Source organism: Nocardioides panacihumi (assembly GCF_039530925.1).
GTDB lineage: Bacteria > Actinomycetota > Actinomycetes > Propionibacteriales > Nocardioidaceae > Nocardioides > Nocardioides panacihumi.
The window spans coordinates 464,371-480,377 of sequence record NZ_BAAAPB010000001.1 but is presented as its reverse complement, the minus strand read 5'-3'; the positions used below and the strand labels follow the sequence as shown (position 1 = coordinate 480,377).

Sequence of the window (16,007 nt, the reverse complement as noted above, 5' to 3'; positions counted from 1 at the left end):
GTCGTGCCGCTCTCCGGTAATCTCACCGGCGGTGACGTGTCCGAGCGGCCTAAGGAGAACGCCTCGAAAGCGTTTGTGGGCGCAAGTCCACCGAGGGTTCAAATCCCTCCGTCACCGCCAGCCGATGCCCCGCGACACCACCGTGTCGCGGGGCATCGTCGCGTTGCGGCCCGGTCCGGTGCCCCGCGGCTGGGCGACCAGGGGTAACCGTCTGTTCGCAGGGGTAACCGTCAGTTCGATACGCCTCCTGACCGTTGCAAGGGTCATCCAGTGTGTCGAACAGACGGTTACCCCCGGGGTTGGGGCGCGCTGGAGAGGCCGCGCCGCTGTGCGACCATCTCCGCCATGACAGCAGCGGAGGCGACGTCGTGGGCCGTTCGCCGCGTACGTGCCGACGAATGGCGCAGTGCCAAGAAGCTGCGACTCGACGCGCTGCGAGACCCCATCGCCCATCTCGCCTTCCTTGAAAGGCTCGACAACGCACTGCAACAGCCGGACATCACCTGGCGTGCGCGCACCGAAGCCGGAGCCACCGGCACCCACGTCGGACAGTTCGTCGCCGTCGATGACCGAGACATGTTCATCGGCAGTGCTACCGCGAAGATCATCGCCCCCGGAGAGGCCGACTTCCTGGGGGAAGTCCGTGACGTCCCGCGCGCAGACATCGTCGCTGTGTACGTGACGCCCGAACAGCGCGGAGGAGGAGTCATCCAGCGTCTGCTCTCCGAAGCCGAGGGATGGCTGCGGGAGAACGGCGTGACCCAGGCACGCCTCCACGTCCACGAAGCGAACGTTCGCGCGCAACAGGCGTATCTCAAGTGCGGCTACGCCGACACCGGCGTTCGCGCACGGCTGAGCGAAGGAGTCGAGCTCGAGATGATCCACCCCTTGGCCGACGGCTCTGCGTGAACCTGCACGCAGACTCGGCTTCTGTGGTGACGGGGTAACCGTCTGTTCGCAGGGGTAACCGTCAGTTCGATACGCCTCCTGACCGTTGCAAGGGTCATCCAGTGTGTCGAACTGACGGTTACCCGTGAGGCTGGCTGGGCCCCCCGCCAGGCCGGGCCGCACCGGCGCGCCGAGAGCTTCGGACGAGACCGGCGGAGCCAATGTTGATCTAAACATGATTAACTAATGGTCATGGTACGCGACCTGGATCACTGGATCGACGGCAAGACGGTGCCTCGTGGCACGCAGCCGGCCATGACGGTCCACGGCCCCGTCGACCGGCGGTCTGTGGCCAGCGTCGCGCTCGGCGGTGCCTCGCACGTCGCGGATGCGGTCGCTGCCGCTCGAGGTGCTGGCCCCGACTGGGCCGACCGCGCACCCGTCGAGCGCGGGCGGCTTCTGCTGGCGGTCAGCAGCGCGCTGCGGGAGCGGGCCGAGGAGTTCGTCGAGGTCGAGGTCGAGGAGACGGGCAAGCTCGTCTCCGAGATGCGCGGCGGCCTCGGCGTCGCTGCTGACTACTTCGAGTACTACGGGGGCGTGGTGCGCGCCCTCTTCGGGGAGACCATCGGCCTGGGCTCCGGTGACCACGCTTTCACCACACGGGAGCCGTACGGCGTGGTCGGCATGATCACGCCGTGGAACGGCCCGCTCACCCAGGCCGCCCGCGGCATGGCGGCGGCTCTCGCGGCCGGGAACACGGTCGTCGTCAAGCCCTCGGAGTTCACCTCCAGCACGACGCTCATGCTCGCCAGGCTTTGCGAGGAGGTCGGTGTCCCGCCCGGCGTCGTGAACGTCGTGCTCGGCACCGGGGCCGAGGTCGGTGCCGCACTGGTCGACCACCCCGACGTACGCCTGCTGGCCTTCACCGGGTCCGTGACGACCGGTCGCGCCGTGGCGGAGGGGGCGGCACGCCGTCTCGTGCCGACGATCCTTGAGCTCGGCGGCAAGTCGGCCAACGTGGTCTTCGCGGACGCCGACCTCGATCGCGTCGTCGAGAGCGCGCTCACGATCTGCGTGGGCGCGGGGCAGCAGTGTGCCGCCCTCAGCCGGCTGCTGGTCCAGCACGAGGTCCACGACGAGCTCCTCGACCGCGTGGCCGCCGCGATGCGCGAGAGGGTCCCGGGAGAGCGTCTCGCGCCGATGACCACCGAGGGCCAGTTCGAGAAGGTGGTGGAGTACTTCGACGTCGCCGCGCGGGACGGAGCGCGGCTGGTGGTCGGAGGGCGCGCGGCAAGCGGAGAGACGGCCGCCGGCCGCTATGTCGAGGCGACGGTCTACGCGGACGTGACGCCGCAGATGCGGATCTTCCGAGAGGAGGTCTTCGGCCCTGTTCTCGCCGTGTCGCGGTTCGGCACGGAGGATGAGGCCGTCGCGATGGCCAACGACTCCGACTTCGGCTTGGTGGCCAGCGTCTGGACCAGGGACTCGGGGCGTGCACTCCGGGTCGCCTCCCGGATGGAGGCCGGGCAGGTCATCGTCAACGGCGGCCGCACCGGCATCGAGACGCCGTTCGGCGGCTACAAGTCCAGCGGCCTCGGCCGGGAGAAAGGTTTCGAGTCCTTGTTGCACTACACGCAGCTGAAGACCACGGTGGTCTCGACGCGGTGACTCAGCCCAGACGCTCCGGCGTCATCAGCGGACGGTCGTAGGAGGTGTCGCTGCGATCGCGCGCGACGACCCCGTTCTCCTTGCGGTCGACCGGGGGCAGGTCGGGCGTGGTCACCCCGCCGGTCCACTCGACCATGGACACGCGGTGGGCGATGCGCCACTCGCCATCCCGGCGCTCGAGCTGGTCGATGTAGCGCCCGCCGTGCAGCGTGACCGGCGTCCCGGTGCGGTTGCGTCCGACCATGACGAAGTACGTCTCGGCGTGCGCGACGTCGTCGTCGATCTCGCAGACGTGGTTCGTGACGTAGTGCTGCTCGCCCTGGTGGTTGGCCCGGTGCCCGGCGAACGCCCAGGCCACGAACTCCTCGATCGGGCCGCGGAACACGCCGTGGTCGTCGATCGCGCCCGGCCAGTACGCCGAGCGCAGCAACTCCTCGTCAAGCCGGTCCACGCCGCGCGTGTAGCGCAGCAAGCAGGCCCAGATGTCCTGTCGGTCGAGCAGCTCCTGGAGGCGCCGCGGGTCGGGAGAGGTCATGCTCACGACGCTAACAATGGTGCAGTTATTGTGCAATGCTGCGGAAGTGAACTACCGACTGCTGGGCCGCAGCGGCCTCCGTGTCTCGGACCTGGCGCTGGGCACCATGCTCTTCGGCGCGACGACCGACTGGGGTGTCGATGCCGCCACCGCCGCGGAGCTCTACGCCGTCTACCGCGATGCCGGGGGCAACTACCTCGACACCGCGAACCAGTACGCCGGCGGTGAGAGCGAGCGGATCCTCGGAGGGCTTGTTGGTGGCCACCGAGACGAGGTTGTGATCGCGTCGAAGTACACCAACTCCGCGCCCAACGGGCGCGATCCCAACGCCGCCGGCAACCAACGGAAGAACATGGTGCAGTCGGTCGAGGGCAGCCTGCGCCGGCTGGGCACCGACCGGCTCGACGTACTGGTGGTGCACGCCTGGGACCTCCTGACCCCCGTCGAGGAGGTCATGCGCGGGCTGGACGACCTGGTGCGGGCCGGGAAGGTGCTCTACGTGGCTGTGTCCAACACCCCGGCCTGGGTGGTGGCACGGTCGGTCACCATGGCGGAGCTTCGCGGCTGGACGGCGTACGTCGGTGTGCAGATCGAGTACAGCCTGCTGGCCCGCACCGCCGAGGCCGAGTTCCTGCCCCTGTGCACCGAGCTCGGACTCTCGGTGTTGGCCTGGTCGCCGCTGAAGAACGGGCTGCTCACGGGCAAGTACGCCGGGGCCGACTCGTCGGCGACCGCCGGCCGTCTCGGCACGCGGACCTGGACCTCGCCGGCGATGGCGTGGGCCGACCCGCTCGGCGGACCGGGCGCGGGTCCAGTGCTGGCCGCGCTCGCGAGCGTGGCCGGCGAGCTGGGCGTACCGCCCGCCCAGGTGGCGCTCGCGTGGCTACGGCACCGACCGGTACACGTGGTGCCGGTCGTCGGGGCGACGCGGGCGGACCAGCTGCGCACCAACCTGGCCAGCGCCGGGGTCGCCTTGACCGCCGAGCAGGTGGCGGGTCTCGACGCGGCCAGCGCCGTACCGCAGGCATATCCGCATCCCTACCTGGACAGTCCCATGGCGCGATCCTTCCGCTCCGCCGGGCTCGGGGAGCGCATCTCTCTGTAGCCAATCGTGTTAGGACTCACCTACAATCATGTTCATACTGATTTCAAGCGTTGGATGGAGACAGCACATGACGTCGATGTTGGAGCGTGCCGAGGCCAACGGGCTCCCGGTTCACAAGCTCGACCTCGAGCGCGACGAGCGACTCGGCATCGACCCCTTCGCCGTGTGGGACGAGGCGACCAAGGTCGGCGGGCTCTTCTACAGCCCGGTGAACCGGGGCTACCTGGTGGCAGCGGACTACGACACCGTGCGGACGGTCCTCCAGGACCCCTCAACGTGGTCGAACCTCCCGAGCTCGATCGTCTACACGAAGCAGGAAGTGATCCTCGACGTCCCGCCGATCACGATGGACCCACCGGTGCACACCAAGTACCGCAAGGCACTCGCGCCTCTGTTCGGCCCGAAGGCCATTGCGCACCTGGAGCCGCGCATCGGTGAGATCTGCCACGAGCTCATCGACGCCATCCTCGAGAAGGGCACGTGCGACTGGGCGAAGGACTACGCCGCGAAGCTCCCTGCCCTGTTCTTCCTCGAATGGCTCGGCATCGGCACCGACGACGTCGACCGCATGTTCCACCTCGCTGAGCGCGCGACCTTCGACTTCCCGACCCAGGAGGAGCGCAACGACATCGAGTCGCAGATCGACGCGATCGTGCGCGGCGCGATGCACGATCGGCGTACGCACCCGCAACCGGGCGACCTGGCCACCGCGTTCATCGGGATGGAGGTCGACGGAGAGCCCATCCCCGAGGACCTGCTGGTCGGCATGGCCAAGCTCGCCTTCATCGCCGGGCAGGAGACGACGTCGAGTCAGCTCGGCTTCATCATGTGGCACCTCGCCAAGCACCGGGACGACCGGGAGTTCCTGGTGGACGACCCGTCCCGGATCCCGGGGGCGGTCGAGGAGCTCATGCGCTACTACAACACCGGTGGGTCGGCGGGCAGGGTCGCCAAGCAGGACGGCGAGCTCAACGGCTTCCCGGTCAAGGCCGGCGACCGGATCTTCATCGCGCGCAGCGGCGCCGATCGGGCCTTGGCGCCGGACGTCGAGCTGACCCGCACGGGCGTCCCTCACTCCGCCTTCGGGCTGGGCGTGCACCGCTGCCTCGGCTCACACGTGGCACGCCTCGAGATGCGGATCGCGCTGGAGGTCTGGCACGAGCGCATCGCTGACTACCGGCTGCCGGACGACTTCGTCGAGGAGTACCGGTACGGGAGCTTCATGCAGCAGCTGCTGCACCTGCCGCTCGAGATCGAGCCGGCCGCCCGCTGACCCATCCGGCCGATGGCCACGAAAGGAAGACCCAGATGACCGAGACCACCGATCAGAAGCAAGGCCTGCGGTTCCACATCGACACCGACCTCTGCTCGGGGCACGGCCGTTGCTACACGCTCGCCTCGCAATGGTTCGACCCGGACGACGTCGGCTACGGCGAGGCGAAGGACGTCGTGATCGGCGACGGCGAACAAGCTGCGGCCGAGGACGTCGCAGCGGCCTGCCCAGAGGGTGCGATCAGCCTGGTGCGCCGCTGACCTGACCACAAGGAAGCCCCCGGCCCGCGATGCGGCCGGGGGCTTCTCGTTCCCCGTCAGACCTGCTGCTCGAGGATGATGTCGGCGGCGATCCACGCCAGCGCCATGGTCGGGGCGTTGTTGTTGCCGGACGGCTGATCGCGGAAGACGGAAGCGTCCACGACGCGCAGGCCCTCGGTGCCCCGGACCCGGAGCGAGGAGTCGACGACGTCTTCCGGGTCCGGGCCCATCGCGCAGGTGCCGAGGCCGTGCGCGCCGGCGTTCCCGTGGTTGATGCCGTACTCGATGATCTCCTCGTCCTCGGCGACCTGAGGGCCCGGCTGCAGCTCTTCGACGACGTACTTCGCGAACGGCTCCGTCGCCACGACCTCGCGTGCCTTCCGCAGCGCTTTGACGAGCATCTGGCGGTCCTCCTCGGTGCTCAGGAAGTTCGGCTCGAGCCGCGGTACGTCGTCGAGGCCGGGGCCCGTGATGTGCAGCGAGCCCTGACTGGTCGGGTACATCGGCAGTGCGACGTACTTCGCGCCCGGGTGCTTGTCGACGACCATACGGCCCGACATCGGGTTGACGGCCGACGTCGAGATGGGGGTGAAGAAGCACTGGGTGTCGGGGTGCTCCGAGGCCGGGTCGGACTTGTAGATCGCGCTCACCGCGTAGCCGCCGTGCGCGATCATGCCCGAGCGCGACAGCAGGTACTTGAGCCCCGTCCACAGGTAACGGGGCGTCGAGGAGGCCTCGGCGTTGTAGCCCTTGACGCCGGAGAGCCGGAACTGCAGCAGGATCCCGCGGTGCTCCTTGAAGTTCTGGCCGACGCGGGGGCTGGGGACCCGGACGAGGACGCCGGCCTTCTCGAGCACCTCGGGGTTCCCGATGCCGGAGCGCTCCAGGAGCAGCGGCGAGTCGAACGCGCCGCCGCAGACGAGCACCTCGCGCCGCGCCGTGTACGTGACGGTCCCTCCCCCGGTCCGGCGGCAGTGCACGCCGGTGACCCGGGTGCCGTCCAGCACCAGGCGCTCGGCCTCCGTGTGGCTGACCACCGTGAGATTCTTGCGACGACGAGCCGATCGGAGGTATGCCCGGGACGCGCTCATGCGGGTGCCCTTGCGCGTGTTCGAGGCGACGTACGACGCCCGCTCCACCCCACTGCCGTTCATGTCCTCGGCGTACCCGACGCCGTTGCGCTCGAAGGAGGCGATCAGCGCGTCGCACGCCTCCTCCCGCGGCCCGGCGATCTCGATGTCGACCGCGCCGCTGCCGCCGCGGACCTCGCTGGCGCCGAGCTGGTGCCGCTCGATCTTGCGGAACGCGTCGAGGAAGCGCTTCCAGTTCCAGCCGGCGTTCCCGGCGGCCTCCCACCCGTCGTAGTACGGCGCCCAGCCGCGGTTCCACACCATCCCGTTGATGGTCGTCGACCCGCCGATGACCCGCCCGCGGGGCAGCTGCTCGACGTGCCCGTCGGGGAAGGCGACCGTGGCGAAGGTCTTCGCGTACTTCGGGTTCGTCAGTGTGAAGTAGAAGCCCTTCGGGACCAGGTGCATCAGGCTGGTGTCCGGCCCGCCCGCCTCGATGAGCAGGACGCTGTTGCGCCGGTCCTCGCTCAGTCGGTTGGCCAGGATGCAGCCGGCGGCTCCGGCGCCGACGATGACGTAGTCGAAGATCGAGGTCTGCGGGGTTCGGGCCATGAGGTGTCCTTCGGGTCGGGGGGGCGCTCAGCGCAGTGGGCGGAAGGTGTCGCGGATGTCGTTGACGACGTCGACAGGGCGCTCCATCGCGCCGAAGTGGCCGCCGATCTTGTGCTCGGCCCGGTGGACGACCTGCGCGTAGATCGCGGGTAGCCAGTCGAATCCCGCGCCGGGCGGGTTGTCGTCGATGAAGATCGACAGCCCGGCAGGGGCTTGGATGACCGGGGTCCGGTCGTGCGCCGGCTGCCACGGGTTGGTGGCGGCCTCGTAGTAGAACCGCGCGGCGCTGGGGTAGGTCTGGGTGACCCAGTAGAGCATCGTCGTCGTGATGAGGAAGTCCGGAGGGAACACCTCGTCGAGCAGCTGTGCCGGGTCCATCCAGGCGAGCCGACGCTGGGTCAGCCAGGCCAGCAGGCCCGCGGGGGAGTCGTTGAGGCCGTGAGCGAGGGTCTGCGGGTGGACGATCTGTGGCACCAGATGGCCCACCCGGCGCTTCTCCCAGGCGACGACGGCGGCGCGGTTCTCCGGGGACGCCGCGTCGGCCGCCTTCAGCAGCAGGTCCCACGGGCGGTCGGAGTTCCAGCCCGCCGGGAAGGAGATCAGGCTGGTCAGGTGGATGCCGATCACTCGGTCGGCGTACTTGTGGCCGAGCTGGGCCGTGACCTGGGCGCCCCAGTCCCCGCCGTGCGCGGCGAACCGGTCGTAGCCGAGCACGTCCTGCATCAGCCGCACCCAGAGGTCGGCGGCGGTCAGGAAGTTGATCCCGGTCCGCGGCAGCGGCGACGAGAAGGCGAACCCCGGCAGTGAGGGGATGACGACGTCGAACGCGTCCGCAGGGTCGCCGCCGTACGACGCCGGGTCCGTCAGCGGCCCGATCATCCGGTGGAAGTCCCAGAACGTCCACGGGAAGCCGTGGCTGAGCACGAGGGGCGTGGGCGAGGGCCCCTTGCCGCGCACGTGGACGTAGTGGATCGGGACGCCGTCGATCTCGACCCGGAACATGGGGAGCTCGTTGAGGAGCTTCTCCTGGGCTCTCCAGTCGTAGCCACTGCGCCAGTACTGGACCAGCTCCCGCAGCCGCGCCGTGGAGATGCCGTAGCGCTCGTCCTGGTTGCCGGGGTCGGCCGCGAACCGGGTCGCGGCCAACCGCCGCTCGAGGTCGGCCAGCTCGGCCTCCGGGACGTCGACGACGAACCGCTCGGGCCTCATCAGCTGACGATGAAGCCGCGGTAGTCGTCGTCCCGGGCGTCCTCGAGCTTCTGCACGAACTCGGGGAGGGAGCCCAGGTAGGCGACGTAGACGCGGGGCTTGCCAGGGATGTTGTCGCCGAAGAAGATCGACTTCGCCGAGGCCTGGAGCGTTCCGGCTGCGGTGTCAGTCACGCTCTTGGTCCATGCGGCCTCGGCCTCGGGGTCGGCCTCGACCCGCTTCCAGTCGTTGGTGAAGATGTCGCCGACGACCTTGGTGACCCACTCGACCACGGGCTCCGAGCAGCGTGGCCCGTTGCCGTGGCCGCCCTTGCCGTGCGGGCCACCCTCGATGAACAGGTTCGGGAAGCCGGACACCTGCATGCCCAGGTAGGTGTGCGGGCCGTCCTTCCACTTGTCCCGCATGGACACACCGTCCAGGCCCCGGATGTCGATCTTGTTCAGCGCGCCGGTGAAGGCGTCGAACCCGGTGGCGAGGATGATCATGTCGACCTCGAGCTCGCCGCTCTCGGTGCGGATGCCCTTCGGCGTGAACTCGACGATGGGGTCCTCCTTGAGGAGGACCAGGTCGACGTTGTCGCGGTTGTAGGTCTCGTAGTAGTTGGTCTCGCAGGGGACCCGCTTGGTGCCGAAGTAGTGGTCGTTCGGGATGAGCTTCTCCGCGGTCTCCGGGTCGTTGACGCGCTCCCGGACCTTGTCGGCGAGGAAGTCGCAGTAGATCCGGTTGGCCGTGGCGTCGTAGGCGAGGTCGTTGTAGAGGCCGATCCACTTGACGAAGCCGGGGGAGTTGAACGCCTCCTCATAGCGGGCGTCGCGCACCTCGACCGGGACGTCGGTGGACTTGGTCGGGTCCCACGTGTGCAGGAAGCCGCTCCACGTCTGGCGCAGGTGGGGGAACATCTCCGCGTAGCCGGCGCGGATGCGGTCCATGTCCTCATCGGACAGGGGACGGTTGCGCAGCGGCACCGCCCAGTTCGCCGTCCGCTGGAAGACCGTGAGGTGTCCGGCGGTCTTGGCCACCTCCGGGATCACCTGGACGCCGGTGGCACCGGTCCCGATGACGGCGACGCGCTTGCCGGCGAAGTCGATCTGCTTGTCCTTCGGCCACAACGACGTGTGGTACCACTCGCCCTCGAAGCTCTCCAGGCCCGGGATCCGGGGGAAGTTCGGGTCGGAGAGGATGCCGGTCGCCGCGATCACGACGCGGGACCGATAGAGGTCGCCGTCGGTCGAGTGGAGCGTCCACGTGTTGGTCTCCTCGTCGAAGACCATGCTCTCGATCCGGGTCTCGAAGTCGATGTCACGACGCAGGTCGTGCTTGTCGGCGAAGCGGTTGTAGTAGGCCTCCAGCTCGGGCTGGCCGGCGTACATCTCCTTCCACCGCCACTCCTCCAGGAGATCGGTGTCGAAGGAGTACTGGTAGGAGTAGGACTCCGAGTCCAGGCGAGCACCGGGGTAGGCGTTCCAGTACCAGGTGCCGCCCACGCCGGAGCCGGCCTCGATCACGCGCACGGACAGGCCGAGCTCGCGCACGAGCATCAGCTGGTACATCCCCGTGAGACCGGCGCCGACGATGATCACGTCGTACTTCCGGACGCCGGTGTCACCGACTGGCGCTCCCGTTGTGTCCGCGTCGGTCCTGGTCGCGGTCTCCGTCATGGGTTCCTCCACATCTCAATCTCAACTCGGTTGTAACACTATAGGGCCAAACTTTGGAACACAGTAAGACCCGTTCCAGAGGCACCGCTAGTTGTGTTAGATTCGTGTTGATAACGAGTCGTCGCTATGTTGGAGGTCAGACCAGTGAGAGTGGGCATCATCGGTGCGGGGATGTCGGGGCTGTTCCTCGCCCACCACCTGGCGGAGGCCGGCATCGACTACACGATCTTCGAGAAGCGCGCGGGCGTCGGCGGCACCTGGTACGACAACACCTACCCGGGCCTCCACGTGGACGTGATCACCCGCTCCTACGAGTTCCCGTTCGCGCGGAAGAACTACTGGTCGAAGCGGTACGCCCCGGGCTCCGAGATCAGCCGCTACCTCTCCGACTTCGCCCGCGAGGAGGGCATCCTCGCGAAGGTCCGCTTCAACACCGAGGTGCTGCTCTCCGCCTGGGAGGACGGTTCCTGGACACTGACCCTCTCCGATGGGACCACTGAGACCTTCGACGCCGTCGTCGCGGCGACCGGCTTCCTCCACGTCCCCAAGCGCCCCACGTTCCCGGGGACCGACACCTTCGCGGGACACAGCTGGCACTCCTCGGAGTGGGACCACACCGTCGACCTCGCGGGCAAGCGGGTCGGCGTCGTCGGCACCGGCTCCAGCGGCATCCAGATCGTGAGCGAGCTCGGCAAGCGCGGGCACGACGTCAAGCACTTCATCCGGACGCCCCAGTGGATCCAGATCCGGGAGAACAAGAAGATCTCCGTCGTCGAGCGGCTGCTCCTGCGGATCCCGGCGCTCGCAGGCTACTGGGACCGTCGGATCATGAAGCTCCGCATCGCGACCGAGGGGTCCGAGACGTGGCGGCTTGTGCCCGGGCCCGAGCGCGACGTGCAGACCCAGCGCTTCTACGACGAGTTGGCCGAGGCTGTCCCGGACCCGGACCTGCGGGCGAAGCTGACGCCGAAGGACCCGCCGGGCTGCAAGCGGATCCCCAAGTCACCCGACTACTACCAGGTCGTCCAGCGCCCCAACGTGCAGCCGGTCTTCGGCGGCGTGCAGCGGGTCGAGGCGAACGGAATCGTCGACCCGGACGGCACGCTGCACGAGCTCGACGTCATCGTCTACGCCACCGGGTTCGACACCCACGCCTACATGCGGCCGATGGACGTCGTCGGTCCGGACGGCCTCACCGTCGACAAGCTGTGGGCCGAGGGCGTCTACAGCTATCGCGGCATCGGCCTGCCCGGCATGCCCAACTTCTTCCTGCTCAACGGCCCCTTCGCCCCGGTCAACTCCGTGGCGATCCCCACCTGCCTGCGAGACGAGGTCGGCTTCCTCATGCGGCTGCTGGCGACCTCACAGCGGGAGAGCCGCGCCTTGGCACCGACGGAGGAGGCCACGGACGCCTTCTGCGGCACCGTGCGGGCCGCGCTTCCCGGCACCACCTACTCGCTGTGCGACAACTGGTACACCGACCAGGCTGGCACCGCCATCATCTGGCCGTTCACCCGCCAGGAGCACGCCGACCAGTACGCCGACGCGTCGCTGGCGGACTTCGAACGCTTCGAGGCCAGGGGTGACCGGACCCTGTCCGGGGAGGTCGCCCGATGAGCGCCGGGCCGGACGAGGGCTCGAAGCCAGGTCCCCTGACCGGGGTGCGGGTCGTCGAGGTCGGAGACCGGATCGGCGAGTACTGCGGCCTCGTCCTGGCCGGGCTCGGCGCCGAGGTGATCAAGGTCGAGCCGCCCGAGGGTGCCGAGAGCCGCCGGATGGCGCCCTTCGTCGATGACGTACCGGACCCCGAGCGGTCCTTGCACTTCTGGGCCTACAACCGGGGCAAGCGGTCGGTCGTGCTGGACCTCGAGACCGAGGACGGGGCCGCCGCGCTCGAGCAGCTCGCCGCCGCCTGCGACGTCCTGCTCGACGCGACGCCGGTCGGCTACCTCGACGAGCGAGGCCTGGGCAGCGCGTCCCTCCGCGAGCGCCATCCGGAGCTGGTCGTCGCCCGGATCACGCCGTTCGGCGAACAGGGCCCCCGCAAGGACTGGAAGGCCACCGACCTGGTCCACCTCGCCCTCGGCGGCCAGGTGATGAACAACGGCTACGACCCCGACCCGGCCGGCCGCTACGACCTGCCCCCGGTCGCGGCACAGCTCGACCACTCGTTCGCCGTGGCGGGGGAGCAGCTCGCCTTCACGGTCATCGCAGCGCTGATCAGCCGCCGCCGCTCCGGCGCCGGCCAGCACCTGTCCTGCGCGGTCCACGAGGCGCTGGCCAAGAACACCGAGGGCGACCTGATGTCCTGGGTGTGCCTGCGGACCCCGTTCCACCGCCAGACCTGCCGGCACTCGGCTCCTGACGTCTCCATCCACCGCTCGATCTTCGCCACGAAGGACGGCCGCTGGATCCTGGCCTCGACCCGCAACGCCAAGCTGCTCGGACCGTTCCTGGAGAAGTACGGGATCGGCGACGACATCAGCGACGGCAGTGACGAGAAGAAGCAGGACTCGCGCGTGCTGCCGGGCATGGAGGGCGGCGCGGCGCGCAACATGGATGCCGTCGAGCACACCATCCGGCGCTACCTGTTCGACGACGTCCCGTGGCGCGAGGCCCAGGAGGCCGGCCTCATGTGGGTCCCGGTCCGCAAGCCGCACGAGTCGGCGTACGACGAGCACTGGCTCGAGCGCGGCACCTTCGGCGACGTCGAGCACCCGGACCTGGGACGCTCGCTGCGCTACCCGACGAGCAAGTGGATCGCCAGCGGGACCGGGTGGGCCGCCGAGCGGCCGGCGCCGAGGCTCGACGAGGCGCGCGACCTGCGACTGTCGATCACCCCGCGGACGTTGCAGCGCTCGCCGCTCCTCGTCCCCGAGCGTCACTCGGTGCACGGCAAGCCGTGGGCCCTGCAGGGCGTGCGGATCCTCGACTTCACCTGGATGCTCGCCTCGGCCGGCGCCACCCGCTTCCTGGCCTCGCTGGGCGCCGACGTCATCAAGGTCGAGTGGCACAAGAACCTCGACCCGCGGCGTGGCGGCAACCCCGTGGGTGGCCGGGAGGCGCGCGAGGGGGCGACCGGGCCGGTGCCGTCGCAGTGGCCGGCGGACCTCGGTGGCCCGGTCGGGGCCCAGTACAACAACAAGAACCCCGGCAAGCGCGGCATCTCGCTCAACGTCAAGCACCCCAAGGGACTCGAGCTCGCCCGGCGGATGGTCGCCGAGAGCACCGTGGTCGCCGAGGGCTTCTCGCCCGGCGTGATGGAGAGCTGGGGGCTGGGCTACGACGAGCTGCGCGCCATCAAGTCCGACATCATCTACGCCAAGCAGTCCGGCATGGGGACCAAGGGGATCTACGGGCGCTTCCGCACCATCGGCCCCGTCGCCCAGGCGTTCGCCGGCACCTCGGAGATGAGCGGTCTGGCTGACCCGTTCCCGCCGGCGGGCTGGGGCTACTCCTACCTCGACTGGTACGGCGCCTACAGCTTCGCCCTCGCGATCCTCAGCGCCGTCTACCACCACGACGTGACGGGCGAGGGCCAGTCGATCGACGCCTCGCAGAGCGAGGTCGGCATCTTCATGACGACCGTCCCGACCCTCGACTTCCAGGTCAACGGCCGGGTGTGGGAGCGGGCAGGCAACCGGTCGCCGTACTCCACTGCGGCGCCCGAGGGGCTCTACCGCACCCGCGGCGAGGACCGCTGGATCGCGATCAGCTGTCAGAGCGACGACGACTGGGTCGCGCTGGCGAAGGAGGCCGGCCACGCGGAGTGGCTCGAGCACGACGAGTTCCGCACCGCCGAGGCGCGGCACGCGAACCGGGCCGACCTCGACCGCCTGCTGAGGTCGTGGACCCGCGAGCACGAGCCGTTCGACCTGATGGAACGTCTCCAGGCGATCGGCGTGGCGGCAGGCGTCGCCCAGACCGCCCAGGACCGGGTCGAGACCGACCCGCAGCTCGCCGCGCTGGACTGGCTCACCGAGCTCGACGCGACGAACTTCGGCCGCTGGCCGGTCGCGGCACCGTCGGTGCGGATGAGCGAGACCCCGCAGCACGCGGGCGGCCAGGTCGACCGGGGTGCCCCGACTTACGGCGAGCACAACTACGACGTCTACGAAGAGGTGCTCGGACTCTCGCGCGACGAGGTCGACGAGCTGGCCGAGCAGGACGCGATCTGATGGGCGCGGCGCAGCTCGGCGGCGCCATCCGGGGGCGAAGCGCGATCGTCGCCGCCGGCAACTCGGCGCAGGGCACCATCCCCGGCATCTCCGCCGACGAGCTCGCGGTGGAGGGTCTGCGCATCACGCTCGCGGACGCCGGGATCGACAAGTCCGAGATCGACGGCCTGATCACCTGCAAGTCCTTCGGCGGCTTCGGGATCGACACCGAGATCGGGCGGCTGGCGGGCCTCAACCCGGCGTACAGCGCCACGCTCGACTACGGCACCTGCAACTTCTCGCTGCACCTGGCCTGCGCGGTGATCGACGCCGGCCTGGCCAGCGTGGTCGCCATCGTCTACGGCACCAACCAGCGCAGCGCGGGCAACAGGTTCAGCCACCCGCTGGGCCGTCAGGACGAGGCGTCGGTCTACGGCTTCCTCAACGTCGCGGGGCCCGCGGCGATGGCGTTCCGTCGCCACCAGGCGCTGTACGGCACCACCGAGGCGGACCTGGCGGAGATCTCGGTCTCCCAGCGCCGGTACGCCGTCGACAACCCCCTGGCGATCTTCCGGGAGCCGATGTCCGTCGAGGACTACCTGGCGGCGCCGTACCTCGTCACGCCGCTGCGCCGGCCCGACCTGTGCATGATCTCCGACGGCGCCGCCTGCCTGATCGTGGCGAGCGCCGAGAAGGCCGCCGAGCTCACCGACAAGCCGGTGCACGTGATGGGGATCGCCCAACAGACGGGACTGCGCGACCGGCAGAACGCCGACCAGTGGATGCGACCGTGGATCGAGCAGGTGGCCGACCGCGTCTACCCGGCGGCCGGGATCGAGCGCGAGGCGATCGACGCTCTCTACATCCAGGACCCGACCAGCATCTGGGTGCTCCAGATGCTCGAGTACTACGGCTTCGCCAAGCCCGGCGGCGTCGGGGACGCGTTCCGGTCCGGCGAGGTCGGGTACGGCGGCCGCCTGCCGCTGAACACCAACGGTGGTCAACTCTCCGAGGCCTACATGTGGGGCTTCCTGCACCTGTGCGAGGCCGTCCGCCAGCTGCGTGGCGAGGCGGGCGAACGTCAGATCGACGGCCTCACGACGGCGCAGTACTGCTCCACGTTCGGCTTCATGAAGGCGGCCAGCACGATCCTGTCCACGGAGGTGGCGTGAGCGGCTACGAGACTCCCGAGACCCAGGACGACTCGCGGTTCTGGGACGAGGCCGCCCAGGGGCGCCTCGTCTTCCAGCGCTGCGAGGACTGCCGGTTCCTGCGCTGGCCGGCCGCAGGCGTGTGCCCGGAGTGCCTCGGCCGCGGCTTCACCTGGGACGAGGTGGAGCCGTCCGGCACGGTGTGGAGCTACGTCGTCTACCACCGGGCCTACTCGGCCCACCTCAAGGACCGCGTGCCGTACAACGTGGCACTCGTCGAGCTCGACTGCGGGGTGCGTCTGCTCAGCACGCTGGTCGACCTGCACGACGGGGCCGAGCCGGTCGGCGCCGCGGTGCGGGCGCGCTTCGAAGCCGTCGGCGAGCACCCCGTCGTCCCCGTCTTCGCGCTCGCCTGAGTCCA

Annotated in this window: 13 protein-coding genes and 1 tRNA gene; 10 read left to right on the top strand and 4 right to left on the bottom strand. The window is 69.4% G+C overall.

What is annotated here, in order from left to right:
- Positions 1-30: 30 nt before the first annotated feature.
- The 3 genes from ABD205_RS02300 (at position 31) to ABD205_RS02290 (ending at position 2,556) form a co-directional block, all read left to right on the top strand.
- A tRNA-Ser gene (locus tag ABD205_RS02300) sits at positions 31-120 on the top strand.
- Positions 121-345: 225 nt separating this feature from the next.
- Positions 346-909: a GNAT family N-acetyltransferase gene (locus ABD205_RS02295; RefSeq protein ID WP_344041989.1), complete on the top strand. Its 564-nt coding sequence runs from the start codon at positions 346-348 to the stop codon at positions 907-909.
- A gap of 231 nt (positions 910-1,140) precedes the next feature.
- Positions 1,141-2,556: an aldehyde dehydrogenase family protein gene (locus ABD205_RS02290; RefSeq protein WP_344041987.1), complete on the top strand. Its 1,416-nt coding sequence runs from the start codon at positions 1,141-1,143 to the stop codon at positions 2,554-2,556.
- Between the two features lies 1 nt (position 2,557).
- On the opposite strand, the gene ABD205_RS02285 is transcribed toward ABD205_RS02290, so the two are convergent.
- Positions 2,558-3,091 carry a nuclear transport factor 2 family protein gene (locus ABD205_RS02285; RefSeq protein WP_344041985.1) on the bottom strand — a complete coding sequence of 178 codons (534 nt, stop codon included), beginning with the start codon at positions 3,089-3,091 and terminating at the stop codon, positions 2,558-2,560.
- A 46-nt stretch (positions 3,092-3,137) separates the two neighbouring features.
- On the opposite strand from ABD205_RS02285, the gene ABD205_RS02280 reads away from it, so the two are divergent.
- From ABD205_RS02280 to ABD205_RS02270, 3 genes are all read left to right on the top strand, one after another.
- Positions 3,138-4,196: an aldo/keto reductase gene (locus ABD205_RS02280; RefSeq protein WP_344041983.1), complete on the top strand. Its 1,059-nt coding sequence runs from the start codon at positions 3,138-3,140 to the stop codon at positions 4,194-4,196.
- Between the two features lie 67 nt (positions 4,197-4,263).
- Positions 4,264-5,469, top strand: coding sequence for a cytochrome P450 (locus ABD205_RS02275; protein WP_344041981.1), 1,206 nt, complete (start codon positions 4,264-4,266; stop codon positions 5,467-5,469).
- A 35-nt stretch (positions 5,470-5,504) separates the two neighbouring features.
- Positions 5,505-5,729: a ferredoxin gene (locus ABD205_RS02270; RefSeq protein ID WP_344041979.1), complete on the top strand. Its 225-nt coding sequence runs from the start codon at positions 5,505-5,507 to the stop codon at positions 5,727-5,729.
- Between the two features lie 56 nt (positions 5,730-5,785).
- Here the strand turns inward: ABD205_RS02270 and ABD205_RS02265 are convergent, their stop codons facing one another.
- The 3 genes from ABD205_RS02265 to ABD205_RS02255 are packed head-to-tail and all read right to left on the bottom strand — an operon-like array spanning position 5,786 to position 10,278.
- Positions 5,786-7,411: a GMC family oxidoreductase gene (locus tag ABD205_RS02265; protein WP_344041977.1), complete on the bottom strand. Its 1,626-nt coding sequence runs from the start codon at positions 7,409-7,411 to the stop codon at positions 5,786-5,788.
- Positions 7,412-7,438: 27 nt separating this feature from the next.
- Positions 7,439-8,620, bottom strand: coding sequence for an epoxide hydrolase family protein (locus tag ABD205_RS02260; protein ID WP_344041975.1), 1,182 nt, complete (start codon positions 8,618-8,620; stop codon positions 7,439-7,441).
- Entirely contained in the window at positions 8,620-10,278 is a 1,659-nt protein-coding gene (locus ABD205_RS02255) for a flavin-containing monooxygenase (protein ID WP_344041973.1), read from the bottom strand. The genes ABD205_RS02260 and ABD205_RS02255 overlap by 1 nt, the downstream gene beginning before the upstream one ends.
- A 144-nt stretch (positions 10,279-10,422) precedes the next feature.
- Here ABD205_RS02255 and ABD205_RS02250 point away from each other — a divergent pair, with 144 nt between their 5' ends.
- Genes ABD205_RS02250 through ABD205_RS02235 form a run of 4 tightly spaced genes read left to right on the top strand, consistent with a single transcriptional unit; the run spans position 10,423 to position 16,002 of the window.
- The gene (locus ABD205_RS02250) at positions 10,423-11,895 is read left to right on the top strand and encodes a flavin-containing monooxygenase (protein WP_344041971.1); all 1,473 of its coding nucleotides are present in this window, start codon (positions 10,423-10,425) and stop codon (positions 11,893-11,895) included.
- Positions 11,892-14,456: a CaiB/BaiF CoA-transferase family protein gene (locus tag ABD205_RS02245; protein WP_344041969.1), complete on the top strand. Its 2,565-nt coding sequence runs from the start codon at positions 11,892-11,894 to the stop codon at positions 14,454-14,456. The genes ABD205_RS02250 and ABD205_RS02245 overlap by 4 nt, the downstream gene beginning before the upstream one ends.
- Complete coding sequence (locus ABD205_RS02240) at positions 14,456-15,607, top strand: thiolase family protein (RefSeq protein ID WP_344041967.1); 1,152 nt, start codon at positions 14,456-14,458, stop codon at positions 15,605-15,607. Before ABD205_RS02245 ends, ABD205_RS02240 begins: the two co-directional genes overlap by 1 nt.
- Positions 15,604-16,002 (top strand): Zn-ribbon domain-containing OB-fold protein, encoded by a 399-nt coding sequence (locus ABD205_RS02235; protein WP_344041965.1) that lies wholly within the window; start codon positions 15,604-15,606, stop codon positions 16,000-16,002. The genes ABD205_RS02240 and ABD205_RS02235 overlap by 4 nt, the downstream gene beginning before the upstream one ends.
- Positions 16,003-16,007: the final 5 nt, after the last annotated feature.